The 25,876-nt window shown below is 42.1% G+C and carries 20 protein-coding genes; 2 read left to right on the top strand and 18 right to left on the bottom strand.

Features of this window, described 5'->3' with window-relative positions; translation table 11 throughout:
- Window positions 1-8 precede the first annotated feature (8 nt).
- The 17 genes from fusA to AKG39_RS07580 form a co-directional block, all read right to left on the bottom strand.
- Window positions 9-2,081, bottom strand: coding sequence for an elongation factor G (gene fusA / locus AKG39_RS07660; RefSeq protein ID WP_050739796.1), 2,073 nt, complete (start codon window positions 2,079-2,081; stop codon window positions 9-11).
- A 36-nt stretch (window positions 2,082-2,117) separates the two neighbouring features.
- Complete coding sequence (gene rpsG, locus AKG39_RS07655) at window positions 2,118-2,588, bottom strand: 30S ribosomal protein S7 (RefSeq protein WP_050739795.1); 471 nt, start codon at window positions 2,586-2,588, stop codon at window positions 2,118-2,120.
- A gap of 140 nt (window positions 2,589-2,728) precedes the next feature.
- Entirely contained in the window at window positions 2,729-3,103 is a 375-nt protein-coding gene (rpsL, locus tag AKG39_RS07650) for a 30S ribosomal protein S12 (protein ID WP_050739794.1), read from the bottom strand.
- A 109-nt stretch (window positions 3,104-3,212) separates the two neighbouring features.
- Complete coding sequence (locus tag AKG39_RS07645) at window positions 3,213-3,452, bottom strand: L7Ae/L30e/S12e/Gadd45 family ribosomal protein (protein WP_050739793.1); 240 nt, start codon at window positions 3,450-3,452, stop codon at window positions 3,213-3,215.
- 82 nt (window positions 3,453-3,534) lie between these two features.
- Window positions 3,535-7,209 (bottom strand): DNA-directed RNA polymerase subunit beta', encoded by a 3,675-nt coding sequence (gene rpoC / locus AKG39_RS07640; protein ID WP_169782059.1) that lies wholly within the window; start codon window positions 7,207-7,209, stop codon window positions 3,535-3,537.
- A gap of 39 nt (window positions 7,210-7,248) precedes the next feature.
- Window positions 7,249-10,905 (bottom strand): DNA-directed RNA polymerase subunit beta, encoded by a 3,657-nt coding sequence (rpoB, locus tag AKG39_RS07635; protein ID WP_050739822.1) that lies wholly within the window; start codon window positions 10,903-10,905, stop codon window positions 7,249-7,251.
- 388 nt (window positions 10,906-11,293) lie between these two features.
- A complete protein-coding gene (locus AKG39_RS07630; protein ID WP_050739791.1) occupies window positions 11,294-12,094 on the bottom strand; it encodes an amino acid ABC transporter ATP-binding protein in 801 nt (266 codons plus the stop codon).
- Between the two features lie 11 nt (window positions 12,095-12,105).
- Entirely contained in the window at window positions 12,106-12,768 is a 663-nt protein-coding gene (locus AKG39_RS07625; RefSeq protein ID WP_050739790.1) for an amino acid ABC transporter permease, read from the bottom strand.
- Between the two features lie 78 nt (window positions 12,769-12,846).
- The gene (locus AKG39_RS07620) at window positions 12,847-13,650 is read right to left on the bottom strand and encodes an amino acid ABC transporter substrate-binding protein (protein ID WP_050739789.1); all 804 of its coding nucleotides are present in this window, start codon (window positions 13,648-13,650) and stop codon (window positions 12,847-12,849) included.
- Between the two features lie 142 nt (window positions 13,651-13,792).
- The gene (locus tag AKG39_RS07615; protein ID WP_050739788.1) at window positions 13,793-14,068 is read right to left on the bottom strand and encodes a hypothetical protein; all 276 of its coding nucleotides are present in this window, start codon (window positions 14,066-14,068) and stop codon (window positions 13,793-13,795) included.
- 248 nt (window positions 14,069-14,316) lie between these two features.
- The gene (gene glpK / locus AKG39_RS07610) at window positions 14,317-15,804 is read right to left on the bottom strand and encodes a glycerol kinase GlpK (protein ID WP_050739787.1); all 1,488 of its coding nucleotides are present in this window, start codon (window positions 15,802-15,804) and stop codon (window positions 14,317-14,319) included.
- Window positions 15,805-15,820: 16 nt separating this feature from the next.
- Window positions 15,821-17,359: an amidohydrolase gene (locus AKG39_RS07605; RefSeq protein WP_050739786.1), complete on the bottom strand. Its 1,539-nt coding sequence runs from the start codon at window positions 17,357-17,359 to the stop codon at window positions 15,821-15,823.
- Between the two features lie 153 nt (window positions 17,360-17,512).
- On the bottom strand, window positions 17,513-18,160 hold the full coding sequence (locus tag AKG39_RS07600) for an SGNH/GDSL hydrolase family protein (RefSeq protein WP_050739785.1): 648 nt from the start codon (window positions 18,158-18,160) through the stop codon (window positions 17,513-17,515).
- A 433-nt stretch (window positions 18,161-18,593) separates the two neighbouring features.
- Entirely contained in the window at window positions 18,594-19,235 is a 642-nt protein-coding gene (gene dhaL / locus AKG39_RS07595; protein ID WP_050739784.1) for a dihydroxyacetone kinase subunit DhaL, read from the bottom strand.
- A gap of 105 nt (window positions 19,236-19,340) precedes the next feature.
- Entirely contained in the window at window positions 19,341-20,348 is a 1,008-nt protein-coding gene (locus AKG39_RS07590; RefSeq protein WP_050739783.1) for a dihydroxyacetone kinase subunit DhaK, read from the bottom strand.
- A 145-nt stretch (window positions 20,349-20,493) separates the two neighbouring features.
- A complete protein-coding gene (gene dhaM / locus AKG39_RS07585; protein ID WP_050739782.1) occupies window positions 20,494-20,889 on the bottom strand; it encodes a dihydroxyacetone kinase phosphoryl donor subunit DhaM in 396 nt (131 codons plus the stop codon).
- A 77-nt stretch (window positions 20,890-20,966) separates the two neighbouring features.
- Window positions 20,967-22,988, bottom strand: coding sequence for a sigma 54-interacting transcriptional regulator (locus AKG39_RS07580; RefSeq protein ID WP_050739781.1), 2,022 nt, complete (start codon window positions 22,986-22,988; stop codon window positions 20,967-20,969).
- Window positions 22,989-23,211: 223 nt separating this feature from the next.
- On the opposite strand from AKG39_RS07580, the gene AKG39_RS07575 reads away from it, so the two are divergent.
- Both AKG39_RS07575 and AKG39_RS07570 read left to right on the top strand, forming a co-directional pair.
- Complete coding sequence (locus AKG39_RS07575; RefSeq protein ID WP_083439464.1) at window positions 23,212-23,661, top strand: RpiB/LacA/LacB family sugar-phosphate isomerase; 450 nt, start codon at window positions 23,212-23,214, stop codon at window positions 23,659-23,661.
- 7 nt (window positions 23,662-23,668) lie between these two features.
- Window positions 23,669-24,442, top strand: coding sequence for a triose-phosphate isomerase family protein (locus AKG39_RS07570; protein ID WP_050739779.1), 774 nt, complete (start codon window positions 23,669-23,671; stop codon window positions 24,440-24,442).
- Window positions 24,443-24,522: 80 nt separating this feature from the next.
- Here the strand turns inward: AKG39_RS07570 and larA are convergent, their stop codons facing one another.
- Window positions 24,523-25,797, bottom strand: coding sequence for a nickel-dependent lactate racemase (gene larA, locus AKG39_RS07565; protein WP_115028231.1), 1,275 nt, complete (start codon window positions 25,795-25,797; stop codon window positions 24,523-24,525).
- Window positions 25,798-25,876 lie beyond the last annotated feature (79 nt).

Raw genomic sequence — 25,876 nt, 5'->3', positions numbered from 1 at the left:
CTTCGCACTTATTTTCGACCTTCAATAATTTCTTCCGAAACATATTTAGGTACTGCTTCATAATGTGAGAACTGCATCGTATAAACACCACGACCCTGAGTTTTACTTCTCAAAGTAGTCGCATAGCCAAACATTTCTGATAATGGCACAGTTCCTTTAATAATTTGAGCGCCTGCGCGCATTTCCATTCCTTCGATACGACCACGTCTGGAGCTGATATCACCCATAACGTCGCCCATGTATTCTTCCGGAATAACAACTTCGAGAGAGAAAACAGGTTCAAGTATAACTGGGTCTGCTTTTCTCATCCCATTTTTAAATGCCATAGATCCGGCAATCTTAAATGCCATTTCTGATGAATCCACATCATGGAAAGATCCATCATAGACAATAACTTTAAGATCCAATACTGGATATCCGGCTAGTACACCGTTACGCATTGCTTCTTCGATCCCTTGATTAATTGGGTTAATGAACTCCTTAGGAATTGAACCCCCAACGGTCTTGTTTTCAAAGATATATCCGGTACCAGGTTCAACAGGTTCCATATGAATCAAACAATGACCATATTGACCACGACCACCGGACTGACGTGCAAATTTACCTTCGGCATCAACTGCTTTAGTAATAGATTCTTTGTAAGCAACCTGAGGTGGCCCAACATTAGCTTCAACTTTAAATTCACGCATCATACGGTCAACAATGATGTCAAGGTGAAGTTCACCCATTCCTGAAATGATTGTTTGTCCCGTTTCTTCATCAGTACGTGTTCTAAAGGTTGGATCTTCTTCTCCAAGCTTCTGTAAAGCAATACTCATTTTTTCCTGACCAGCCTTTGTTTTTGGTTCAATGGCGACATGGATTACCGGTTCCGGGAATACCATGGATTCAAGAATAATTGGTGCTGTATCCACACAAAGAGTATCTCCTGTGGAAGTATCTTTTAATCCAACCGCAGCGGCAATATCTCCGGTATAAACCGTTGATATTTCTTCACGGTGATTAGCATGCATTTGGAGAATACGTCCAAGACGTTCTCGTTTATCTTTGGAAGAGTTGTAAATATAAGAACCGGAATTAATGGTTCCTGAGTAAACTCGGAAAAAAGCAAGCTTACCTACAAATGGATCTGTCATGATTTTGAATGCCAATGCTGAGAATGGTTCATCATCACTTGGATGTCGCTCTTCTTCTTTTTCAGTATTTGGATTAATTCCCATAATTGCAGGAACATCCAATGGGGACGGCATATAATCAACAACAGCATCCAGAACAAGCTGAACACCCTTGTTTTTATACGAAGAACCGCAAACAACAGGGATAATATCCACATGCAGTGTTGCCAAACGGATTGCTGCTTTTAATTGATCAAGGGGAATTTCTTCACCATCGAGGAATTTTTCCATGATGTCTTCATCATAGTCTGAAATAGATTCAATCAATTTTTCATGATATTCTTTAGCCAGTTCAAGCATGTCTTCGGGAATATCAATGATATCAATATCTTCGCCTAATTCATCTTTATAGATCATGGCTTTCATAATAAGGAGATCAATGATCCCTATGAAGTCGCCTTCTTTTCCGATAGGTAATTGGATTGGGACAGGATTCGTACTTAAACGATCCTCCATCATCTTCAGCACATTATAATAATCTGCTCCGGTAATGTCCATTTTATTAACATAGGCCATTCTTGGAACATGATATTTATCGGCTTGACGCCATACTGTTTCTGATTGAGGCTCAACGCCACCTTTTGCACAAAATACAGCTACTGCACCGTCGAGAACTCTCAGTGAGCGTTCAACTTCAACGGTAAAATCAACGTGTCCTGGTGTATCAATAATATTAATACGATTGTCATTCCAAAAACATGTTGTAGCAGCCGAGGTAATTGTAATACCTCGTTCCTGTTCTTGTTCCATCCAGTCCATTTGAGAAACACCATCATGGGTTTCTCCAATTTTGTGAATTTTTCCGGAATAAAACAGGATTCGTTCTGTGGTAGTGGTTTTTCCTGCATCAATATGTGCCATAATACCTATATTTCTTGTTTTTGCTAAACTATATTCTCTGGACACAGATGCGTTCCTCTCTTTTTCTTGTATTTAAAAAGACTACCAACGATAATGTGCGAATGCTTTGTTGGCTTCTGCCATTGCGTGTGTATCGTCTTTTTTCTTCACAGCTGCACCACTGTTATTCAGTGCATCCATAATTTCTCCGGCTAAACGATCCTTCATTGTTTTTTCAGATCGCTTACGGGAAAGATTTACTAACCAGCGCAGTCCTAAAGCTTGTTTTCTTTCTGTTCTGATTTCCATTGGCACCTGATAAGTTGCACCACCGACTCGGCGAGCTTTAACTTCTAAAACAGGTGTAATGTTAGCCAGAGCTTCTTGAAACGCTTCCAGGGCGTCTTTTCCGGTTTTTTCATTAACTTTTTCAAATGCATCATATACAATCTTTTGGGCAATACCTTTTTTCCCATCTAACATAATATTGTTAACCAATTTGGTTACAACAATATCCCCGTAGATTGGATCAGGCAAAACATCTCTTTTTGGAACAGGTCCTTTTCTAGGCACTTTACTTCCCTCCTCAACATTATTTTATGTTCATCGGTACTCGACATCCAACATTACGTTGTTGTGCGTATAGCGTCTCTAACATATATATGGTCTCGAACTTTTTTTACGAGCGCTTTAATATGCAGCACTATGCACTACTACTTCTTAGGCTTTTTAGCCCCGTATTTGGATCGAGCTTGTCTACGTGCGTCAACACCAGCGGTATCGAGCGCGCCACGGATAATCTTATAACGAACCCCTGGTAAATCCTTAACACGACCACCTTTAACGAGAACAATACTATGTTCTTGTAAGTTATGACCGATGCCTGGGATATACGCTGTAACTTCCATACCGTTTACGAGACGAACTCTGGCAATTTTTCTTAAAGCTGAGTTTGGTTTCTTTGGTGTGGATGTTCTAACTGCTGTACATACGCCTCTTTTTTGAGGGTTTGCTTTCAACGCTGGAGTTTTAGTTTTTTCTTCCGTGCGTTTTCTTCCTTTTTTCACAAGCTGATTAATGGTAGGCATTTAGTCCTGCACCTCCTTTTAAAAATATATCAATAACCTGAATAAACAGGTCATTAATGGCTTCATATTAGAATTGGGGGTATCCCGATTGAGACAACCCCAACTCTTTTTATTTAACTATAGCAATAACTGCCGCACCACGATCAATGCCACCGGCTCGACCGAGACCAACTTTGGTTTCGACTTTTTCTACCGTAATGTTATGATCACTGCAACAATCAATAATGCTTTTTTTGATGTATTCTTCTGTATCTTCAGCTAAAAACACCTTGAGTGCTTTGCCTTCTTTCACAGCTTTAAGGGTTTGTTTGGTTCCAATAACTTTCGGAACATCCACAAATTGATTCATATGGCTTCCACTCCTTGCTGTTTATGATTTTACACGAAACATACCTTTTTACTATACATGTAAATGGAACAAATGTCAAGATTTATTCTTTTGTCAAGAAGTCTAAATCAAAGATATCCAAGTCTGCAATAATAGCATCCTCATTTTCTTCCTGTTCTTCTTCCACATAAGCATTCAGGATGTCGTCATCAAAAACAATGTCTAAAGATTCTTCGGTCGTATCAACTGCTTCAAAAGCTTCATATATATCTTCTTCTTCTTCACGCTCATAAACCAGTTCGATATCGCCATACATTTTCACCCCGGTACCGGCTGGTACCAGTTGGCCAATAATAACATTTTCTTTAAGGCCAATGAGTGGATCGACTTTGCCTTTAATAGCAGCATCGGTAAGAACTCGGGTTGTTTCCTGGAAAGACGCAGCTGACAGGAAGGAGTCAGTGGCCAATGAAGCTTTTGTGATTCCTAAGAGTTCACGGCTTGCAGTAGCACTTTCTAATCCCGCTTCCTGGGCGATCCTGTTTTCATCTTCAAAATTGAAGATATCTACCAGACTTCCGGCCAGAAGCTTTGTATCTCCGGCATTTTCGATTTTAACTTTTCTAAGCATCTGACGGACGATTAACTCAAGATGTTTGTCCCCGATGTGCACACCCTGCATGCGGTATACTTTTTGAACTTCCTGGAGCAGGTACTGTTGAACACTGTCGATCCCGCGAATGCGAAGAATATCACTGGGATTAATGGAACCTTCAGTAATTTCATCCCCGGCAATTACACTGTCGCCGGTATGGACACGCAGGCGTGATCCGTAAGGAATGAGGTAAACTTTTGCTTCGCCATCGGTACCGGTAATAACTGCTTCGGTTTTTTTCTGGGTATCCTGGATTTCCACACGACCGGTAATCTCGGAAATAATGGCTTGACCCTTTGGTTTTCTTGCTTCGAAAAGTTCTTCGATTCTTGGAAGACCCTGGGTAATATCGTCGGCTGATGCAACCCCACCGGTATGGAAGGTTCGCATGGTCAGCTGTGTCCCAGGCTCGCCAATGGATTGAGCTGCAATAATTCCAACGGCTTCTCCAATTTCAACCGGACGCCAGGTGGTTAAATCCACCCCATAACATTTTTTGCAAACACCAATCTTAGATTGGCAATTAAAGACTGAACGGATAAGAACTTTTTCAAGTCCTGATCTAAGAATAGCTTCTGTTATTTCACTGCTGATAATTTCGTTGGCATGGACAAGAACTTCGCCGGTTTTGGGATTAATAACATCTGCAAAAGCATACCGGCCAATAATTCGTTCTTCCAGTGTTTCAATAATTTCGCCATGATCATTAATCGTAGAAACTTCATATCCATGAGTCGTTCCGCAATCATCTTCCCGAACAATAACATCCTGGCTGACATCAACCAAACGTCTGGTCAGATAACCTGAATCCGCTGTTCGCAGTGCTGTATCGGCAAGACCTTTTCTAGCCCCATGAGTCGAGGAGAAAAACTCAAGTACATTCAGACCTTCACGGAAGTTTGAACGAATCGGTAACTCGATAATTCGCCCGGTTGGATTGGCCATCAGACCACGCATTCCCGCTAACTGACGAATCTGATTCTTGCTCCCACGAGCACCGGAATCAGCCATCATATTAATTGGGTTGAGATCATCCAAATGGTTTAACAATGCATCCGTTACATCATCCGTGGCGTTGTTCCAAATATCAACAACATTGTTATATCGTTCTTCATCACTGATAAAGCCCTGCCTAAACAATGTCAGATTGTCTGCAATCTTGATATCCGCTAATGCCAGAATTTCTTCCTTGTTTCCCGGAACCACCATATCGTGGACCCCTACCGTAATAGCGCCTTTGGTAGAAAAAGTGAAACCAAGACGTTTGATATCATCCAATACTTCAGAAGTGACGGTTGGACCATGTTTTTTGTAACAATGCTCAATAATACGTGACAGCACTGTTTTTTTCACGAGCACATCGATTTCCAAAAGAAACAGATCATCAATGGTTTCTCGTTTGACGAAGCCCAGGTCCTGAGGAATAATTTCATTGAAAATAAAGCGTCCAACGGTGCCCTCAACCAGCCTGGAAATGTTTTCTCCATTAATGTCCTTGTAAATACGAACCTTGACCTGGGAATGCAACTCAACCTCTTTATTAAAGTAAGCCATTTCCATTTCATCCAAATCTCTGAAGACACTTCCGGTCCCAATACCATTTTCCTTAAATAAGGTCATATAATAAGTTCCCAGAATCATATCCTGAGTCGGTGTAACAACTGGCGTTCCATCCTGTGGTTTAAGAATGTTATTTGATGCCAGCATTAAGAAACGTGCTTCCGCCTGTGCTTCCACCGATAAGGGCACATGGACTGCCATCTGATCCCCATCAAAGTCGGCGTTGTAGGCGGTACAAACCAATGGATGGAGTTTCATTGCTTTACCTTCAACGAGAATTGGCTCAAAGGCTTGAATTCCCAGACGATGAAGAGTCGGTGCACGGTTTAGTAAAACCGGATGTTCTTTGATAACATCTTCCAGAACATCCCAAACCATGGGATCTAACTTTTCAACCATTTTTTTAGCGCTTTTAATATTTTGTGATAAGCCGCGGCCTACCAGTTCTTTCATAACAAAAGGTTTGAACAATTCAATGGCCATTTCTTTAGGGAGGCCGCATTGAAACATTTTAAGATCCGGACCAACAACAATAACTGAACGGCCGGAGTAGTCAACCCGTTTTCCCAAAAGGTTTTGGCGGAAACGACCTTGTTTACCCTTAAGCATATCACTCAAGGATTTAAAAGGACGATTACCAGGACCGGTTACGGCACGGCCGCGACGGCCATTATCGATAAGCGCATCAACCGCTTCCTGAAGCATCCGTTTTTCATTTTGAACAATAATATCCGGTGCGTCAAGCTCAAGAAGTTTCAATAGACGATTGTTACGGTTAATAACCCGTCGGTAAAGATCATTTAAATCTGATGTTGCAAAACGTCCCCCATCCAATTGAACCATGGGGCGTAATTCCGGAGGAATTACCGGGATAGTTTCCATGATCATCCATTCCGGACGATTATTGGAATTTCTAAAGGCTTCAACCGCTTCCAAACGTCTGGCAATCCGAATCTTTTTCTGACCCGAACTCCCTTTCAGTTCTTCTTTTAGAACCGCTGATTCCTGGTCAAGATCAACCATTTTCAGCAATTCCTGGATGGCTTCTGCCCCAATACTGGCAGCAAATTTATTGCCGAATTGTTTTTTTGCTTCTTTATATTCTGTTTCCGTGAGAATGTGTTTGTAATCAAAATTACTTTCCCCCGGATCTGTTACCACATAGGCCGCAAAATAAATAATCTTTTCGAGGTTTCGTGGTGACATTTCAAGAATCAGTCCCATTCGGCTGGGGATTCCTTTAAAGTACCAAATGTGTGATACCGGTGAGGCTAATTCAATATGCCCCATCCGTTCACGTCGTACTTTAGCTTTGGTAACTTCAACGCCACAATTTTCACAGACAATGCCCTTGTGACGAATACGTTTGTATTTTCCACAATTACATTCCCAGTCCTTCTGTGGTCCGAAGATTTTTTCGCAGAACAACCCTTCTTTTTCAGGTTTTAAGGTTCTGTAATTAATGGTTTCCGGTTTTTTAACTTCTCCACGTGACCATTCTCTGATCTTTTCAGGTGATGCCAATCCGATTTGTAAGGATTTGAAGGTGAATTCCTCGTTCAACAAATGGCTTCGCTCCCTTCTTTTTTAAATTTATTGTTATTAAAACAAGTCTTCGTCATTATCATCGATGTTCTTAATTTGAAAGGTATCTTCCAATTTCACGTCATCTCCGGCTTCGGAAATTTCTCCGCTTCCGATTTCAATGGCCAGTTCTTCCAGGGGATCCCGTTCATCCATTTCATCATCAAGAAGCTTTATCATCTCCTGATCATTAAGGATATTGACATCCAGACCCAAACTTTGGAATTCCTTCATAAGTACCTTAAAGGACTCAGGAATTCCCGGCTTAGGAATATTTTCACCTTTGACAATGGCTTCGTAAGCCTTAACACGACCAACAACATCATCGGATTTAATGGTTAGAATTTCCTGAAGGGTATGGGCTGCCCCATAGGCTTCCAGAGCCCAAACTTCCATTTCTCCAAATCGCTGTCCACCGAACTGAGCTTTACCACCCAACGGCTGTTGTGTAACCAATGAATAAGGTCCGGTTGACCTCGCATGCATTTTATCGTCAACCAAATGGTGAAGTTTAAGAATATACATATAACCAACCGTTACTTTATTATCAAAGGGCTCACCGCTTCGTCCGTCAAAAAGCTGAATCTTACCATCTTTTGGTAAACCAGCCTGATCCAGAAGTTTAAAAATATCATCTTCACTGGCAGGATCGAATACCGGCGTGGAAATATGCCAGCCTAATTTCTTCATGGCAAGTCCCAAATGGACTTCCAACACCTGTCCGATGTTCATTCGCGAAGGAACCCCTAAAGGATTAAGGACAATCTCCAGCGGTGTTCCATCCGGCATGAAAGGCATATCTTCTTCAGGAAGTATTCGGGAAATAACCCCTTTATTTCCATGACGACCCGCCATTTTATCCCCAACGGAAATCTTTCGCTTAACTGCAATAAGGACACGAACCAGGGTGTTAACCCCCGGTTTAAGATCTTCATCCTTATTCTCCCGGGAGAATAACTTAACATCCAGTACAATACCGGTTTCTCCATGAGGAACTTTCAATGATGTATCCCGGATTTCCCGTGCTTTTTCTCCGAAAATGGCTCTTAACAGCTTTTCTTCGGCGGAAAGATCAGTTTCACCCTTGGGCGTAACCTTACCAACTAAAATATCATCTGATTTAACCTCAGCACCAACAAAGATAATACCCCGTTCGTCAAGGTTTTTCAGGGCATCTTCGCTGACATTGGGAATATCCCGGGTAATTTCTTCAGGTCCGAGCTTAGTTTCACGGGCTTCCGCTTCAAACTCTTCGATATGAATGGATGTGAAAACATCCCGCTTTAATAACGATTCATTAATCAGGATAGCATCCTCGTAGTTGTAACCTTCCCAGGTCATAAATCCCATGAGAATATTTCGTCCAAGAGCAAGTTCGCCCATTTCTGTGGAAGGACCATCAGCAATGATCTCACCTGCCTGAACATACTGCCCTCTGTTTACCAAAGGCTTGTGGTTCATACAGGTTCCCTGATTGGAACGCTTGAATTTTAAAAGGGTATATTTATCCAGTTCCCCAACATCTGTTCGAATGTGGATTGCTGTTGCTTCTACTCGCTCAATAACGCCGGCATTCTTGGCAATCACACAAACGCCTGAATCCTTGGCAGCCTTGTGTTCCATACCGGTTCCGATAACAGGTGCCTTAGGAATCAAAAGCGGCACTGCCTGACGTTGCATGTTGGCACCCATGAGGGCGCGGTTGGCATCATCATTTTCAAGGAAGGGAATGAGGGATGTTGCCACAGAAACAATCTGTTTCGGCGAAATATCCATATAATCCACGCGGTCATTTTGAATAAGCACAAAATCTCGTTTGCTGCCGGCACGACCGGTTACCTGTTCACGGACAAAACGTCCTTCGTCATCCAAAGGCTCATTGGCCTGGGCAATGGTGAAACGACCTTCTTCATCTGCGGCTAAATAATGAATCTCATCGGTGACGACGCCATCATAAACCTTTCGGTAAGGGGCTTCAATAAATCCGTATTCGTTGACACGGGCATAGGTACTGAGTGAACCGATAAGTCCGATGTTTGGACCTTCTGGGGTTTCAATCGGGCACATCCGGCCATAATGACTATGATGAACATCACGAACCTCAAAACCGGCACGCTCACGGCTCAAACCACCGGGTCCCAGTGCTGAAAGACGTCTTTTATGGGTTAACTCAGCCAATGGGTTAGTTTGATCCATAAACTGTGAAAGCTGGGAACTTCCGAAGAATTCCTTTAAGGCAGCATTAACCGGACGGGTATTAATTAACCCCTGGGGTGTTAATACTTCATCATCCTGAACTGACATTCGTTCACGAACAACACGTTCCATACGGGAAAGGCCGATTCTAAACTGGTTCTGGAGCAACTCTCCAACTGAACGTAAACGGCGATTTCCTAAATGGTCAATGTCATCAATGGCGCCAATATCATAATCAAGGCCGATAATATAACTGATGGAAGCGTGAAGATCTGAAATAAGCACATGCTTTGGTATCAGCTCATCCATACGTTTTTTCAGATTTTTCTTCTTTTCTTCATCCGTCGCATCCGCCTCTAAAATATCTTTTAGAACTTCAAAACAAACGTATTCCTTAATGTCCAGGTCGCTGATGTCAAACGGAATATCCTGGGCATGAATATCAACAAAGCCATTTCCGATAACACGTACAGTATTTTCTTCTACTGTAACATCTACCATATTAATACCTGAGTTTTGGATTTCAATTGCTGAGTCCATGGTGATGATTTCACCGGCTTCAACATAAACCTCACCGGTATCTGAGTTTACAACCGTATTTGCAGCACGTTGTCCTGCTATTCGGGTTGCCAGGGATAGCTTCTTATTATACTTATGACGACCAACCTTGGCTAAATCGTAACGTCGATCATCAAAAAACATGGAGTTAAGTAATGACTGAGCACTTTCAACGGTTGGCGGTTCACCGGGACGAAGTCTTTTGTAAATCTCAATCAAACCGTCTCTGGTGGATTTCATATTGTTATTTTCATCTTTTTTAATGGTTTCAATCAAGCGGTAGTCATCCCCGTAGAAATCCAGGATTTCCTGGTTGGTTCCCAATCCCAGGGCCCGAATAAGAGCGGTGATTGGCAGCTTGCGGGTACGGTCAATTTTAACATACATAATGTCGTTAGAATCGGTTTCGTATTCCAGCCAGGCCCCACGGTTTGGAATGACTTGGGCTGAAAAAAGTTTCTTCCCAAGCTTATCTCGACTCAACGAGAAATATGCCCCTGGTGATCGCACCAGCTGGCTGACAATAACACGTTCTGCTCCATTGACAATGAAGGTTCCGGTATCTGTCATTTTATGCAAATCAGCCATATAGACCTTTTGCTCTTTTACTTCATTCTTTTCTTTGTTAATTAAACGAACTGTCACTTTTAATGGTATAAAGTAGGTTTGATCCCTTTCTTTACACTCTTCCACTGTGTACTTTGTTTTTCCTTCAATGGAATAATCCACAAATTCTAAAACCAGATTTCCGGTATAGTCTTCGATTTTATCAATATCGTCGAAAACTTCCTGAAGACCCTTTTCAATAAACCAGTTATAGGAATCCTTTTGAACCTCAATCAGGTTCGGCATTTCAATAACTTCTTTGATTTTAGAAAAGCTTTGGCGTGTTCTTAATCCGTCTTTTTCAGGATGTAACATTACCATCCAATATCACCCCTCGCAAAAATATTCAGCAACCGAATTGTCAAACAGAAACCCAATGTTCCCTTGTTCTGACCGTCCGAATTTGCCTGTTGTGTTTCAACCTTCCCTGTGTTATCATTAGGTTAGAAAATCAAGTCCAAAACGACAAGCTTTGCTTTCATATCACCTTTGATCAGTTTATGTCCACCAGCATACCTCTGTAATTGATCACCTAAAATTGACGTCAAGGATGCATTATAACCTTATTTTTAAAGATACCAATGCAATTTAATATGCTATCACAAAAACTTTCATCTGTCAAAGTTTTTGTGATAGTTTTTTAAAAAAAAAGCAAAAACAAAGCCTTCCCAGGTTTGCCCGGGGAGGCTTTGTATCTGCGTGCTTATGCGTGCTTTTTCAGTTTATATCGTTTCTTCTCTTTTCCCCGGTCACTCTGATCTCTTAGGATACTGCTGAGAAATTCTCGGGTTCTGGGCTCCTTGGGATTTATAAAAATATCTTTCGGCGATCCAACCTCTAAAATTTTACCTGAATCCATAAAAATTACCTTATTGGCCACATCCCGGGCAAAGCTCATTTCATGGGTAACCACCACCATGGTCATATGTTCCGTGGCAAGATTTTTCATGACACTCAAAACTTCGCCGGTCAACTCAGGATCCAGGGCCGATGTCGGCTCATCAAAAAGCAGAATATCCGGATTCATCATCAATGCTCTGGCAATAGCCACCCGCTGCTTTTCCCCACCGGACAATGTCGAAGGCATAGCATCAATACGATCCAGCAACCCAACCTTGTTGAGATAGGCTTCACACCGCTGATTCATTTCAAGGGGTTCTTCTTTTTTTACCACCTTCGGAGCCAGCTCCAGATTTTGTCGCACCGTAAGATGCGGAAACAAATTGAAGTGCTGAAAAACCATTCCCATTCTAATAATAATGGCTCTAATTTCCTGAGGACTGGTATACACCCCTGATTCCATCAAAGGCTTGCCCTCCATGATAATATCTCCGCTATCGGCTTTTTCCAAATCGATGAGACAGCGCAGCAATGTCGATTTTCCTGAACCCGAAGATCCAATAATCGCCATCACATCACCCTTATTCACACTAAATGAAATATCATTCAGGACGTGGTTATCACCAAAACTTTTATTGAGTTTATTGACTTTTATTATTTCCATGTTCACACCTCCTAAAATTCATATTTCTTTTCAAGCTTTTTAAAGACCATGGTAATGACAAAATTAATCATCAGGTATAATGCGGCGGCAACGAGGAAGGCAAAGGTGTCTCCATCACGATTCACTGCGGTTTTTGCATAGTGCAGAATTTCAGCCACACCGATAACCGTTACCAGAGCCGTATCCTTTACCAGCGTAATGGTTTCGTTGCTGATGGAAGGCAAACACACACGAATCATCTGGGGAACGACGACCCGAATCATTGTCTGAATCTTTGTCAATCCCAGGACCTTCGCCGCTTCATACTGACCCTTGTCAATGGCAAGCAGTCCGCCACGAAATATTTCTGCAAAATAGGCCGAATAGTTCAGTCCAAAGGCGACACAGGCAGCTGTGAAGCGGCCAAAAATAAAAAACTGTCCAATAAACGGAAGCAAGGGTAATCCAAAGTAAACAAACATCAATTGCAGCAGCAGCGGGGTCCCCCGCAAAACGTAGATATACCCGTTTGCAAAGGCTTTAACAGGCTTGATTTTGCTTCGCACCATCAACGTAAAAAGAAAGCCCAATGGAATGGAGCAGACGATGGTCACGGCGAAAACGCTGAGGGTAATACCCATCCCATAAATCATAGGCAGTGTAATATTGGATAAATAAGTTAAATAATCTGACATAATTGTTCTCCTGAGCAATAAAATAAAAAAATCGGATAGAAAACTATCCGATTTCTAGTGATTGGTTTTTTCTGAAAATTATGGTTTGTAAATAATGTCTGAGCCAAACCAGTTTGTGGAAATTTCAGCGGCGGTGCCGTCAGCGATCATGGCATCCATAGCATCTTGAATTTTGGTTTGTAATTCAGTATTGCCTTTTTTAATGCCGACGCCATAGAGCTCTGGTGATAAGCTTTCATCTAAAATAACGTAATCCGCATTTTCAGTGGTAATGTAGTAACGGGCAACGATTGAATCAACAATAACCGCGTCGATACGGCCAATGCCAAGATCAGTCAACGCTGATACATTTTCCGGATATTCATTCATTGCTGCTGTTTGGGTACTGATTGGATCTGCAATAAACGCATCATAGGCCGAGGAGCCCTTTTGAAGACCGATGTTCTTGCCTGCCAAATCAGCTTTTGTTTTAATTGGAGAATCCTTTTTAACAACAATCACCTGGTCATTTTCAAGGTAAGGCGCACTGAAATCCATGGCCGCCTTGCGTTCGTCTGTGATGGTTAAACCATTCCAGATAACATCGATGTTCCCAGAGTCAAGTTCTAATTCCTTGGTATCCCAATTAATTGGTTGCAGGACAACTTCCATACCCATACGTTTTCCAACTTCTTTGGCCAGATCCACATCAAAACCAACGATTTCATTCTTATCGTCTCTGAAACCCATTGGTGGGAAGGAATCGTCTAAACCAACAACGAAGGTTTTATCATCATTGCTTGCAGTTTCTTCGGTTGTCGCAGTATTGCTGCTACAGCCTGCAAATAAACTGGCCACAAGAATGACAACAAGCATTAATCCGAATATACTTCTTTTTTTCATCCCTTTTTTTCCTCTTTTCCTAATATAATATGGGGATATTATACACTTTATCACAGTACATTGCTAGCCCTTTACAGTGATAATTTTCTTAAATCTTATAATTATTTGGTGCTGGCGAAACTATATTTCACCTTGACCACTACTAAGAAAAAGGCCATCCATAATCACGAACGTTGTGTTGCACTTCGATTCCAAGCTTAGCCGCGGTCTGAATCTCTTCTTCAAAAGCTTTTGCATCAGCTCTTTTCCTGTCTTCTATTAAAGCATAGTAACCCACATCATAATCGTATTTCCTGGCCAGCTCAATGAGGACTTTAATCTTTTCATCATCTTTCATTTTAATCCCGATCTGTTTTCTTGCCTCTTCCGCCAATCTTCCATGACGAATTGCTTTCATAAAATCATTAAAATTTTTCATATTCACCCTTCCTTCCTTTATTTATACAGAGTATCTTTATAAATCTATATACCACTTTAAAAGAAAATAAATGCATCAGAAAACATTTACTTATTTTTCTTGAAACCAATAGAACAGCTTGACCAACTCATACCATAAAACGAATTATACCGGATTTCCTGCAGCCACAGGGACTGACCCGCTGTTAAACCGAAAAAGAACCCCTATTTTCAGAGGTTCCTTAACTTGTTTTTATTTAATAAAATAGTTTATTTTAACCAGCCGGCAGATCGTTGGACTGCTTTATCCCAAAACCCACAAAGTTCTTTGCGTTTTTCATCGCTGATTTTTGGTTCAAAACGTTTTTCAATTTTCCAAAATTCGCCAATTTCTTCAAAACTGTCCCAGTACCCCACCGCCAGGCCGGCCGCATAAACCGCTCCCAGGGTGGTGGTTTCGGTGATCATTGGGCGTTCCACTGGAATCCCCAGAATATCTGCCTGGAACTGGAGCATAAAATCGCTTTTTGCGCCACCGCCATCAGCGCGAAGTTTGGTAAGGTTGAATCCGGATTTTCGTTCCATAACATTAAAAGCATCTTTCACCTGAAAAGCCATGGATTCCAGAGCAGCCCTGGCAATATGATGCTTGGTGGTTCCTCTGGAAATCCCCACAATGGTGCCCCGGGCGTAGGAATCAAAATAGGGTGCTCCCAATCCCACAAAGGCCGGCACAAAATAAACACCCAGGCTGTCCTCCACCTGAAGTGCCAGCTCTTCAGCTTCTTTGGCATCGCTGATGATGTTAAGTCCATCTCTCAGCCATTGGATAACCGCACCTGAAACATCGGCCATTCCCTCCAGCCCGTAATCCGTACGTCCTTTGGCACTCCAGAGCACCGGTGAGAAAAGCCCATCTGAAGGCGGCACATATTTATCCCCGGTGTTCATGACCATAAAGGAACCGGTACCATAGGTATTTTTAGCCATTCCTTTTTCAAGACAACCCTGTCCGAAGGCGGCTGATTGCTGATCTCCCAAAATCCCCGCCACCGGAACTTCAGCACCAAAGAAAACGCCAGGCTCGGTCATGCCATAAACTTCACTCGATGTTCTGAGTTCCGGTAAAATTTCCCTAGGGATAGCCAATTCTTTTAAAATCCAGTCATCATATTGTAAGGTCCGCGCGTTTTGAAGCAGGGTTACCGATGCATTGGAATAATCCGTCACATGGGCCCGCCCCCCGGTGAGTTTCCACACCAGCCAGGTATCAATGGTGCCATACAGAAGTTCCCCTTTATCCACTCCGGATTTAACCTTGGGGTCGTTATCAAGTAGCCATCGAATTTTGGTTGCCGCATCGTTGGGAACAATGATCATTCCGGTGCGATCCACAATCCCCGGGCCATCCTTGGCTTCCAGCGCCTCACAGATATCAAGGGTCCGCCGATCCTGCCAGACAATGGCTCGACAGACAGGTTGACCGGTTTTTTTGTCCCAGAAAACGGTGGTTTCACGCTGATTGGTAATCCCGATGGCTTCGATGTCCGTGGGTTTAACATTTCCGTTTTTCAGCGCTTCTGCCACCATTTTCATAGTGACATCCCAGATTTCACCGGCATCATGTTCAACCCATCCGGATTGCGGAAAATGCTGAGTAAATTCAGAATAAGCCTGACTGATGATATTCACTGCCTTGTCAAAAATCATCACCTTGACACCGGTGGTACCCTCATCAATTCCTAAAATATATTTCATGATCCTTCTCCGTTCTTTATTTTTTATAGACAACCTTACCCTGATAAATGGTTAGTTCAACTTTAATATCCTTGATTTTTTCCGGTGGAACATCTAACGGGTTTTGGGATAAAACCGTAATATCGCCAGCTTTTCCAGGGGTTAAACTCCCCCTGACTGCTTCTTCTTTGGCGCAGTAGGCACCATCAATGGTGAAAAGTCTGAGGGCTTCCTCTGGAGTTATGGCATTTTGAGCATAGGGCGGATTCACGGCCGCATGAATTCCCATGACCGGGTCAATGGGCGTCACACTGGAGTCAGAACCGCCACCAACAACAATCCCGGCATCTAAAAATTCACGAAGGGGATATGCCCGGGAATTTCGTTTGTTTCCCACGCGATCCTCATAAACGCTTTCCGGCCCTCCTCTTAAATAGGTGAAGGCTGGTTGGGTGGAAATAACCACACCCAGGGTTGCCGCCCGCTTAATGTCCTGTTCATCGGGAAAACCAAAGTGCTCAATTCGAAAACGATGATCCTCTTTGGGATAAATCTGAATTGCCCTTTCCAGGCAATTCAGCGCCTGGACAATGCCACGCTGTCCAATGGCATGAAACCCGGTTTGCAGACCATTCTTATGGGCCTCAACAATATAATTTGTAATCCAGTCGTCCTCATAATAGAGAACCCCTCTAGTGTTGGGATCATCGGCATAGGCTTCTTCAAAAGCAGCGGTCCGTGAACCGATGGAGCCATCCAGTAAAATATCAGTTCCGATGATTTTCAATCCTTTAGCAATGACTTCCTCGGGCTTCGTACTGCACCAATGGAGAACCACATGCACCGGCAGACTATCCATAATTTCTAAAAAAACCGGAATATCCTCATCTGACGACAGGTCCCCACCTTCCATGCCATGGATAGTGGTTACTCCCATTTTTACTGCAGTTTGAACCGTGTAGCGGATTGCCGCTTCACGCTGTGACCAGGTCATCTTGTCAAAAAAATATTTTCTGGCATGGCTGTTGGCGTGGCTGTGAAGTCTTCCGGTTAAGTTTCCCGCTTCATCCTTACCCAAGCCTTCTTCATTTCCGGCAAATTTCATGATTTCCATGGCGATGGTGTTAACCTGGGTATAATGCAGGCCCCGATCCACCAGATAAACAGGCCGTTTCCCAAAATTTTTATCCAATTCTTTAGCAGTTGGAGGCCTTTTTTCAATCAATCGGGATTCATCAAGTCCGTAACCATAAATCCACTCTTTTTCCGAGGTTGTTTTCTCTTTTTCCAAGGTTTTAATGACTTCCTCTATGGATTTGCAATTAAACAGATCAATGCCAATAGACGACATGCCCGTAGTCATTATATGAACATGACAATCATGCAGTCCGGGCAAAAACGTTTTTCCCTGAAGATCGATGATTGCTGCTCCCTCTTTTTCTGCCAATGCCTTAATTTCTTTGGTGGAACCTAGCGCCTCTATTTTCCCGTCTTTTAGATAAATACCCTCACACTTTGGGTTAACGGCATCCATGGTGATGCCGAGCCCATTAATCAGTGCGGTTTTATTATTCATTGTTTCCTCCTTTTTTTCTTTGTATCATCGGCGTTTGCTAAACTCTTGCAAGCTTCGCAATTACCTGTTTTATATTTAAATTGTAAAAGGCGACGTTACGCCGCCTATGGCTGTTAAAGCAGCCTATTTTAACCAACCATTATTTTTAGCAGCTTATTGTAATATTTTTTTGACTTCAATGGCTACTGCTTTTCCCAGCGCAGCATGACTTTCGGCTTCCATATGAAGCCCATCAACCGCACTTGCTTTGGCAACTGTCCCGGCATCAAAATAGGGAACCCCGCGGCTCTGAGCTACCCCCTTATAAAATTCCGGCATTTGTTCGGATTTTTCACGGTTTCCTGCAAACATGAATTTAAATATTCCGTTTTCAATGGAACCCAGGGTTGGCGGTGCAATGAATAAAACCTTGGGGCCATTAGGCCCAAAGGCGCCGATCTGAGCCAAAGTTTTATCAAGAATCAATCCTGCGCCATTGGCAATATCCTGAGCAGTCACCGTATAACGATCTTTAAGATCATTGGTTCCAATCATGATAATGACCAAATCCAGAGGTGCATGGGTATCTAACAAGGGGATAATATGTTGTTTTCCGCAGCGGTATTCTTCAATGGGATCATCCCAAACTGTGGTTCTGCCATTGAGACCTTCCTGGATAACTTTGTAGTCATCCCCTAACTCGGCCTGAAGTACTCCGGCCCAGCGAACATCATCCGGCCAGCGTTTAATGACCGCTACTAGATCGTTGGATGGATCCCATCCCCATGTGTTTGAATCACCAAAAATCATAATGTTTTTCATGAATTTTTCCTCCATCTATATCGATTTTTTGATACCATGTTTAGTCTGGATATCTTCACTAATTGTTTATGCCCACTTTGTCACAGCATTACTGTCTCCCAGTTTAAATATAATCCCGCCTTCATTTATTTTCTCAGAAGTATACAAAAAGTCCGCATCATACCAGGGACACACTTAAGGAAATCCTTTCGTGCTGTTCCCACAGCATCACACAGACATCTTCAATTTCTGCCCTAATTTATTCGATTGTAATGGTTTACTTTTTCTCATTCTATTACCATCTCAAACAATTGTCAAGGGTTAACCACCTTCATTATTATAGCTAATTCCATTGATTTAATAGTATGATCCAAATAAAAAAACATGGATAGATACACCATCCATGCTTAAAAAAGATAAAACGTTTTTTAATTTGACCATATTTTATAATGTTTTATGGCATACGATTGTAAAAAATTTCTAAAATAGCCACACTTGATGCTGAACCGGGATCGCGATGTCCAATGGCACGTTCACCCAACCGCATGGCACGGCCTTTTTTAGCAATAATCGGAATGGTCGAGTCTGATCCGGCGGATCCGGCCTCCAGCGCTTTCTTCATGGCTTCCTTAGGAGCCATGTCGTCTTCTGAATAAACAGCTCTGAGAGCATCCACTGCTGGCCGCAGTGTATCAACCATAGTTTTATCTCCAACTGATGCTTTTCCACGTTTTTCGATGATTGCAACCCCTGCCTCCATCATTTCGATGAATTCATCGAAGCTCACCTCTTCTTTTCCCTTTGCCGGCACTCCAAACTTCATAAAAAAGCCACCATAAAGTGGTCCTGAAGCCCCTCCAACCTTGTCCAATAAAGCCGTTCCAGCGTTTTTAAAGATAGTATTAATGTCTTCGGATTTCCACCCTTCTAAGTTTTTACTCACTTCACGAAACCCGATGCTCAGATTCATGCCATGGTCACCATCACCAATGGCGGAGTCCAACTCAGAGAAGTAAACCTTCTTTTCTTCTGCCAATACAGCGAGGTCTTCAAGAACCCCAATAAAATAGTCTTTGTTTAAGATGTAATCGCTCATTTTATTCTCCTGGTAATAGATTAATGGGCTGACAGTTTCCTGACGACCCATTTTTTTGTACGTTATTAAGATTAAACTTTTTTAGTTAGATTGTTTAACTGAAGCTTAAATTTGAGTGAAATATGGAGTGTCGCAAGGATAATCAAGCAATTCCTTTAGCTCAGCATCCAATTTAACCAAGGTTACCGACATGCCCGCCATATCCATAGAAGAAGCGAAAGAACCAACCAGGGATTTATAAACAGTAATTCCTTTTTCCTCCAGAATTTGAGCCACTCGACGGAAGCAGATATGTAAATCCAGAATTGGTGTTGCTCCCAAACTATTGACTAACACATATACTTCATCACCCTTAACATACGGAAGATCTGCCAGGATCGGTTCCATGATTTGATCAACAACTCTATCAGCTGGTTCGATTTTCCCACGTCTTACACCTGGTTCGCCATGGATTCCCATACCAATTTCCATGTCGCCATCTTCCATTTCAAATATTGGTCCGCCCTTTGAAGGCAAGGTAGCTGACGACATTGCCACACCCATGGTTCTGGTTGCGTCATTGATTTTTTTTGCGGCTGCTACAACTTCGTCTAAATCTGCACCCATATCTGCTTTTGCACTGGTAGCTTTATGTACAAAGAACATGCCGGCAATACCACGGCGGTCTTCGATATTTTCCGAGGAAATGACATCATCTGTTACTAAAACAGTTTCGACACGAATACCATCTTCTTCGTCTGCTTTTTCTGCACCCATATCAAAATTCATAACATCGCCTGCATAGTTTCCATAAAGGTAGATGCAGCCTTTACCCTTATCAATGGCTTTAACGGCGGCATAGCATGGATCTGGGGACGGAGATGTATTAATATTGCCAATAACGGCGGCATCAGCAAAACCTGCTCCTACATAACCTAAGAATAATGGCTCGTGCCCGGAACCGCCACCGATGATTACGCCTACTTTATCTTTATTCTTTGATGCTTTGCTTAAAACAACTCGACCTTGGGCTTCCCCTTCGGTAAGCAATTCAACATGATCTTTGTGTGCAAGGACATAGCCCTCTAACATTTCTTCTACTACATCATAGGGATCATTAATTAATCGTTTCATTTCATCCTCCTAAAAATAATAATTTGTATACGTTTTCTATTTGCAAGAACCATGCCAGAGTGGAATCCCACAGGTATGCCATTTGATGGATACGTTTTTTTTATTTATGGGTTGTATCTCCCCGTCTGGGTATTTTTCCCCCAATTTAGCACACTTTATTCAAGTTCGCGCCTTCTTTTGCCATTGCAATAATTTCTTCTAAATCATTACAGATTGTTGCTTGAACTACGCCGCCTACAACACCTTCAACCAGTGGAGCATCTACAATATGAACCTTCTTTTGAAGCTCATCATCCACAAGCTCAATAGCAGTTTCACTACATAATACTGAACTTCCTAAATCCACAAAAATCAGAATATGGTCACGTTCTGCCAATGCTTCAATGGCAGCTTTAATCTTAAGAGTATTGGTTCCAATGCGGCCATCGGAAGCACCCCCGGCAGCGATTACTTCCACACTGCCATCGTTCATTTCCATGACAATATCTTTCAGACCTTCTGCCAGTTTTTCACTATGGGATACAATAATCACACCTGTCATTATTTACCCTCCTTTTTAAATACATTTACCAACGGTATGCTGTTACAAAGCAGCAATTTCTATGCCAACTTAATCTATTATAGATTATATTTTTTTGCTTTGGCTGAAATAGTCTTGTGATCAAGCCCCAGCGCCAAACCTGCCTGACGGAAACTACCGCATTTTTTCAGTGCCATTTCGATAAGCTGCCGTTCCATCTCTTCATGAGTGGGGAGATTATCCCCGCTTAATGGAAACCCAATGCCTGTTTTTTTCGAATAATTAACCTCATCCCCTAGATAACTGGGTAAATCCTCAATGCTGATCCAACCAGAATTAGACAAAGTCATACCACCCTCAATCATATTTTCAAGCTCTCTGACATTACCTGGAAAATGATACTGCTCCAAGGCGGTTAAAGCGCTTTTTTTAATGACACAATTGGGTAAATCATACTTTTTACTTATCTTTTCCGTAAAATATTCAACCAGAAGTGGAATATCACCCTTTCTTTGTCGCAGAGCCGGAAGCATTACCGTAATCACATTTAAACGGTAGTAAAGATCCCGTCGAAAGGTACCCTCTTCCATCATCATTTCCAAAGGGCTGTTGGTAGCGGCAATGATTCTTACATCTATTTTAATGGGCTTGACACCGCCAACCCGCTCAATTTCCTGTTCCTGGAGGACCCTTAAAAGCTTTGCCTGCATGGCCTTATCCATATCTCCAATTTCATCTAAAAAAATTGTGCCGCCGTTGGCAATTTCAAATTTTCCTCTTTTATCTTTGTACGCACCGGTAAAAGCACCTTTTTCATAGCCAAAAAGTTCGCTTTCCAAAAGATTGGAGGGAATAGCCGCACAATTCACACCTACAAAAGGCTTATTTTTTCGCGATCCCGCACCATGGATAGCCCGTGCTACCAATTCTTTACCGGTGCCGCTTTCCCCTCGAATCAACACTGCAGCATCGGTTCGAGCGGCTTTTGAAGCCAGAGTAAGACTTTCGATTAAAACACCGCTTTTTCCAACTATACTGTTAAAGGAAGCATTAAGACCATTCTTTTTTTCCAGTTCTTCTTGTAAAAAACGGGTCTTTTCTGATAGAATTTCAATGCGATCTGCCAGCTTGGTAATTTCTGTCAGTTCTCTGGCAACAATAACATTCCCCCGAATTTTAGATTCGATAACAATCGGCCGAGCATTCATAATAAATTCCCGTCCGTCTCTGGTAGTAATTAAGACTTCATCCTTGCCCATAAAAAAATTGTCCCGAAATCTTTCTCCCGGGAAAAGATCCTGAATTTTCCGAGCTAACACTTGTGTACCCGCTTTTTCAAACATCTTGACAAACGGATGATTCACATAGGTAATTTCCCGATTCCGATTAATCATGCAAATACCGTCATCAACGGTTTCCAAAATATTATTGAGCTTTTCTTTTAACTCTTTCACACTATGGAGTTCTCCGGACAACTCTTCAATTTGGGATATGTCCTGGAATACCACCACACCCCCAACCACCTGTTCCTCCACAATAATGGGGCTTTTATTCGTTATTACCCATTTTTTACCGATTTTATGCTTAAAACCGAGATTTTCTCTTTTTGAATGCAAGAGATCTTTTAAATTAAAATTCGGTACCCACTCATCCCCTTTTTTCCCAATGATGTCCCGTGCTTTGATTCCAGTGATTTCTTCTGCCGCACGGTTGAAAATATTGATAATCCCATGGCTGTCCATTGCAATGAGTCCATTATTGATACTTTCAAAAATTTTTTCACTAGCCAATGTATTTTCCTGTAGAAGACTGTCGATCACTGCCGTTTCCGGGACTTCAAGTTCGGGTGTCTGACTAATAAAGGATGCAAGTTTAAAAACAGCCTCCTCACTCCCTGCATCCTGGCTGTAAATCTCAACCATCTCACCATTTTTAACCTTAAGTGACACCAAAGGCAAAACACTGTTGCAAGGTACCCCTTCCTCGGAGCTGGGTCTACGAAGATAGAGCTGACAGTCCCACATCTTTTCAATTTTTTGGGATTGTCGGGCAACCATTGCCGCAACTCTGGTATGCAGCCCATTTTTATTTTCAATAATAATTCTTTTTGTGTTTTCCATAAAGCCTCCTTTTGTATTTTTATTTTTGCAAAAATTACGAAATTAACCCTATGCAAAACAAACTTTTACTTAATTTCTGTATTGAACAAAAGGTGATAAACCTTTACAAAACAATGATTATATGCCATAATAATAGCGTATTAACCATTACTTAATCTTAAAAGAGGGCATTTTTACATCATATATAATGTTCTTCTTTAATAAAATAATCAGGAGGATACTTATGAAAATTGCCATTGATTGTGATGATGCAGCCATTGATTTCAAAAATCAGATTTTCGACTATTTAAAAGAGGCTGGCTATGATATTACGGATTTAAAATATTCTGCCACCCATGATTGTGATTACCCGGATATTGCCTTTAACCTGGCTGAGACCATAAAAGATAAAAAATATGATCGTGGTTTCATCTTTTGTGGCACCGGACTCGGTGTTGCCATGATGGCAAATAAGGTTCCCGGCGTTTTTGCTGGCACCTGCCACGATGTTTTTTCAGCAGAACGCCTTGCCAAAAGTAATGATGCCAATGTTCTAACCATGGGTGCCCGAGTTATCGGTACCGAACTTGCTAAAATGATCGCTGTCGCTTGGTTAAAAAGTGATTTCCAGGGTGGTGGATCTACAGCCAAAGTAGAGCGCATGAGAACCCTTGAAAAAAAATATCTGAAATAGGTGCCCCATGAAAAAATTTTTATTAGGTTCCAACTGGAAGATGAATAAAACTTTAGCGGAGGGACTTGATTATACCTCTGATCTGATGAAGGTAATAAGGAAATATCCGCAGTTTGAATTTTTCATCATTCCGCCATACACGCATCTCTGGAAAATGAAGGAGACCATCGTTTCTGAAAACAGCAGCTTGAAACTTGGTTCGCAAAATATGCACTATGAAAGCTCAGGACAGTACACTGGTCAAATATCCCCGGTAATGTTGGCAGAAATTGGTGTTGATCTCGTTTTATTGGGTCACAATGATTGTCGGGAGCATATCAATGAAACCGACAATTCTGTAAACTTGAAAACATTGACGGCGTTAAAATACGGCTTTACCCCGCTCATTTGTATTGGTGAAAAACTGGAAGATAAAAATTATGGTATTTCAAAAGAAATGCTGGCCAAACAATTAAAAATCGCCTTAAAGGATGTGCCTCCTAATGCCATTGGAAAATTCTGGGTAGCTTATGAACCCATATGGGCCATTGGGATCAACGGTACTCCTCCCAAAGCGTCTTATGTTGAAGAGACCCATAATTTTCTCCGCACTATTCTTACTGAACTATACGGGGACCTTGGAAAAAATATTCCCCTGCTTTATGGTGGCAGTGTCAATATTGACAATGCCAAAGCCTATGCACTGCTTGAAAATGTGGATGGTTTGTTTTTTACCCGAAGTGCATGGCCGGTTAGTCGGTTTGAAGAAATTATGCTTGCAGTTACTGAGACCTTGATGTAAACAATCATAAATTATGACTGATCAATAAAAAAGAGCAGGTTTCTCATTAATGAGAAACCTGCTCTTTTTTGTTCTTTTCTTTATTCAACAATAACCGCAACCCCATCAGGAATAACCGTGATGGAAGCATTATCATTATTAAGATATTTTTTTGCCATCCTTAAGGCTTCTGCTAAGTTTCTTGCCGGCGTCATTTGAAATTCCCGGATCATGACTTCAGGCGCTGCGGAAATGTAAATAACCTTGGCTTTTAAAAGAATTCTTGCGAGGATCTGAGCTTCCCACTGATCTGGAATGGTTTCATCTCTTTTGGTATTCACAAAACCATTTAACATAAGTTCCAGATTTTTTTCATCCTTAAATGTATTGAAGAAGGCTTCTCCGCCATGTCCATCATTTGATTGAGCCAGCATAATAATAACGCCGCCGGATTTCACCGCAGCTTCAGCGGCAGTCATTCCCTTAACGGCCTGATAAATGTTCTGATCTAATGGATATCCGCCGTTGGAGGTGATCACAATATCACTGGGTATTGCCTTAACCTTACACAAGCTTTCTAAAAATTGCCGGCCCTTTATATGGGCACTGTCACAGTCTCCGGCAACTCCGTATATGACTTCCTTTTCAGAATTAATCACCACATTAACAATAAAAGCAAGCTTGGCGGCTCTGGCTGCGTAAAGCATGTCAATATGAAGGGGATTTCCGTCAATGGATCCGGTTCGGGCTTTAGGATGAGCAATAAATTCTCCACAATGGTTGGCAAGAACACTCACCCGGCTAGCAATTCCGGGCAGCACGCTTTTTCGGCCGCCTGAAAATCCGGCGAAAAAATGAGGTTCGATAAAGCCCTCTGAAATCAAAAGATCCGCCTCGGCTCCCAACCGATTGATAATCAGTTCTCCGCCTGAGGGCAGCGTGCCGATTTTCACCAGGCTTTCCAGATCCCCGGAATCATGCACCACAATGCTTTCATTTTCAACAATAGCCTCACCAAATTTTCCAATCAATTCCGCCCTGGTGGTTAAGCGGTGAAATCCAGTGGCAATGAGTATGGTAATCTCGGCAGCCGGGTTCCCTTTTCGGATTGCCGCCAGCATTAATGGCATAATCACCTTGCTGGGAACCGGTCGGGTATGATCGCTGGCAATAATCACCACCTTTTTCTTTCCCACCGCCAGTTCACTGAGCTTTGGTGAGTCAACCGGGTTATTCATTGCTTCCTCAACCAGCTCTGTTTGCCTTTTCCCTGGGTGATAGTCCTCGATTTGGGAGACTAAAACGCCATTTAAAATACTTTCATCCACATTCAGCGATTGTTTTTCTTTTCCATAAGGCAAGCTTATTTTCATGATTTTTTCCTTTCATTTTGAAAAAAGAATAGGTAATTACGAGACTCAAAAGAAACGAACGATGGTTGCTTTGATGTCAGTT

This window comes from Acetobacterium bakii (genome assembly GCF_001263355.1).
Lineage (GTDB): Bacteria > Bacillota > Clostridia > Eubacteriales > Eubacteriaceae > Acetobacterium > Acetobacterium bakii.
The sequence above is the reverse complement of the archived record's forward strand: the minus strand, read 5'-3'. Positions and strand labels throughout refer to the sequence as shown.

Excerpts from the sequence above, each read along its gene's own strand:
- rpoB (WP_050739822.1), bottom strand. The coding sequence starts at position 10,905 with ATGTTACATCCTGAAAAAGACGGATTAAGAACACGCCAAAGCTTTTCT.
- AKG39_RS07580 (WP_050739781.1), bottom strand. The coding sequence starts at position 22,988 with ATGGAAAACACAAAAAGAATTATTATTGAAAATAAAAATGGGCTGCAT.
- AKG39_RS07620 (WP_050739789.1), bottom strand. The coding sequence starts at position 13,650 with ATGAAAAAAAGAAGTATATTCGGATTAATGCTTGTTGTCATTCTTGTG.
- AKG39_RS07575 (WP_083439464.1), top strand. The coding sequence starts at position 23,212 with ATGAAAATTGCCATTGATTGTGATGATGCAGCCATTGATTTCAAAAAT.
- AKG39_RS07645 (WP_050739793.1), bottom strand. The coding sequence starts at position 3,452 with ATGAATCAATTTGTGGATGTTCCGAAAGTTATTGGAACCAAACAAACC.
- dhaL (WP_050739784.1), bottom strand. The coding sequence starts at position 19,235 with ATGAGCGATTACATCTTAAACAAAGACTATTTTATTGGGGTTCTTGAA.
- dhaM (WP_050739782.1), bottom strand. The coding sequence starts at position 20,889 with ATGACAGGTGTGATTATTGTATCCCATAGTGAAAAACTGGCAGAAGGT.
- AKG39_RS07615 (WP_050739788.1), bottom strand. The coding sequence starts at position 14,068 with ATGAAAAATTTTAATGATTTTATGAAAGCAATTCGTCATGGAAGATTG.
- AKG39_RS07625 (WP_050739790.1), bottom strand. The coding sequence starts at position 12,768 with ATGTCAGATTATTTAACTTATTTATCCAATATTACACTGCCTATGATT.
- AKG39_RS07570 (WP_050739779.1), top strand. The coding sequence starts at position 23,669 with ATGAAAAAATTTTTATTAGGTTCCAACTGGAAGATGAATAAAACTTTA.
- AKG39_RS07630 (WP_050739791.1), bottom strand. The coding sequence starts at position 12,094 with ATGGAAATAATAAAAGTCAATAAACTCAATAAAAGTTTTGGTGATAAC.
- glpK (WP_050739787.1), bottom strand. The coding sequence starts at position 15,804 with ATGAAATATATTTTAGGAATTGATGAGGGTACCACCGGTGTCAAGGTG.
- rpsL (WP_050739794.1), bottom strand. The coding sequence starts at position 3,103 with ATGCCTACCATTAATCAGCTTGTGAAAAAAGGAAGAAAACGCACGGAA.
- AKG39_RS07600 (WP_050739785.1), bottom strand. The coding sequence starts at position 18,160 with ATGAAAAACATTATGATTTTTGGTGATTCAAACACATGGGGATGGGAT.
- AKG39_RS07590 (WP_050739783.1), bottom strand. The coding sequence starts at position 20,348 with ATGAAACGATTAATTAATGATCCCTATGATGTAGTAGAAGAAATGTTA.
- AKG39_RS07605 (WP_050739786.1), bottom strand. The coding sequence starts at position 17,359 with ATGAATAATAAAACCGCACTGATTAATGGGCTCGGCATCACCATGGAT.